The following is a 2,224-nucleotide window of genomic DNA, read 5'->3' on the forward strand; positions in this document are numbered from 1 at the left end:
CGGGGCCGCGCCCGACGGTCACCGCCGTCCAGGACCGGGCGGGGTGCGCGGCGGTGAGCGCGAGCAGCTGCACCCACGCCCGCAGCCGGTGCTTGGCCTTGAGCCGCGAGTACTCGACGCGCACTACGACGTCGCCGTGCAGGCCCGGCACCGTCCCGGCGACGGCGCGGCCGTCCTCGGGTGTGCCGGTGAGCTGCGCGACGAGGTCCTGCGATCCCGCCTCGCCGGTCGCGACCGCCGCGGCGACGGCGACCAGGGGCTCGACCTGCCCGCCGACCTCGGTGAGCACCCGGTGTCCGATCCCGCCGGGCGGCAGGTCACCGCGCAGCGTCTCGGCCCGGGCGACGGCCTGCGGTGCCGCCCCGGCGAGCCGGTCGGTCAGCAGCCGGTCCCCGATCTTCCAGGTGGCCAGGCCGTCGAGCTCGACCGGCAGCGCGTCGTCGGGCTCGACGTTCTCCTCCGGCGGCAGTACCCGCACCCGCTGGCGCAGGAACGCCCGCACCGGGTGCTCGACGAAGGCGACCAGCTCGTCGAGCTCGACCACCCCGTCCGGCGGGTCCTCCGGCGGGGGCAGCGGGTCCGCGCCGAACAGCGGGGTCACGGTGCGCGGCCCGGCCGCGGCCTCGGCACCGCGCAGTGCGGCCCGGTCGAAGCTGAACGGCCCGGCGGCCAGCAGCGCGCCGGAGGTGAAGTTGCGCCGGTCGAACGGCTGCAGCGGGTGCCGGGCCCGCAGCGCCTGCGACGCGGTCGCCTCGGTCCCGGTCCGCACGCAGGCGTCGATCGCGTCGCACAGCTCCCCGACCGGCACCGACGGCGGCCGGTCGGCGCCGGTGCGCTCGTCGGCCCCGGAGGACACCACCACCAGGTGTCGGGTGGCCGAGCAGATCGCGTCGAGCAGCAGCTGGCGGTCCTCCCCACGCGGGTCCCGCTCGCCGACGACCGGGTCGCGGGCCAGCACGTCGTCGCCGTCGGGGGCGCCGGCGCGGGGGAACACCCCGTCGTCGCAGCCCAGCAGGCACACGACCTTGTGCGGGACGGCCCGCATCGGCACCAGCGTCGCGACGGTCAGCGTGCCGGTCCGGAAGTTGGCCCGGCTGGGCCGTCCGCGCAGCCGCTCGGCGAGCAGGCCGCGCACGTCGGGCAGGTCGAGGTCGACCGTGGCGGCCTGCGGCCCCGCGGAGGCGACGACGTCGGCCAGCTCCGCGCGGGCCTGCCCGGCCTGCCAGGCGTCGGTCGGGGTGGTGTCGGTCAGTGCGGACAGCCCCTCGACCAGCGCGTCCACCCAGACCGACAGCGGCTGCGGGCCGCGCAGCGCACCGAGCACGGTCGCGAGCCGGTCGACGAGCTCTGCGAGCCGCCCGACGAGGTCCACGTCGGAGGAGTCGACCTCGTCCAGCGGCAGCGCGGTGCCCAGCCAGGCCGGGGCGCCCGGGGTCTCGGCCATCGCGACGCCGACGAGCATCCGGTCCAGCCCGGCCCGCCAGGTGTTCTGCTCGACCCCGTCGAGCCGGTAGGGCCGCCGGTGCGCGGCGTCGAGCCCCCACCGGATCCCGGCCGCGGTGACCAGCTCGGACAGCCGCTCCAGCGCGTCGTCGTCGAAGCGGAAACGGCGCCGCACCGGGGCGGAGGCGACCAGGTCGAGCACCTGGGAGGCGCTGACCCGGGACCCGGCCAGCTCCAGCAGCGACGACACCGTGCCCAGCAGCGGGTTCGCCTGGCGCAGGGCGCGGTCGGCCAGACGCACCCGCAGCCGGTGCCCGGGGTGGAGCTCCTCGCGGGAGGGGCCCGCACCGTCGGGGGAGTCCGCGTCCGGGGCGAGGCCGAACGAGGCGGTGATCAGCGGCGCGAACACCTCGATGTCCGGGCACATGACGATGATGTCGCGCGGCTCCAGGTCCGGGTCGGTGGCGAGCAGGCCGAGCAGCACCTCGCGCAGCACCTCCACCTGCCGGTCCGGGCCGTGGCAGGAGTGCAGTGCGACGCTGCGGTCGTCCGCGTCGAGCAGGGGACGGTCCTCCGGGGCGGGCGGCACGGCGTCGTCGCGCAGGGCGGTCTGCAGGCGGCGCAGCAGGGTCGGCGCGCCGGTCCCGGCGGGGGCCGGGTGGTGGGTGTCGGTCACGCCGGGCCCGGCCGCGGGGAGCCGCAGGGCCAGCTCCCGGGTGTCCCGGCCGAGCGAGCGCAGCAGCGGATGACGCACGGCCTCGGCGCTGGTGTCGGCGGCGCG

The 2,224-nt window shown here is 77.9% G+C and carries 1 protein-coding gene; it reads right to left on the reverse strand.

The annotated features are described in order from the left end of the window. Positions 1–2,197 (reverse strand): exodeoxyribonuclease V subunit gamma (recC, locus tag GTW08_RS13850; RefSeq protein ID WP_346009904.1); only part of this gene is annotated, 2,197 nt, incomplete at its 3' end. Positions 2,198–2,224 lie beyond the last annotated feature (27 nt).

It is taken from the genome of Pseudonocardia sp. SID8383 (genome assembly GCF_009864975.1).
Lineage (GTDB): Bacteria > Actinomycetota > Actinomycetes > Mycobacteriales > Pseudonocardiaceae > Pseudonocardia > Pseudonocardia alni.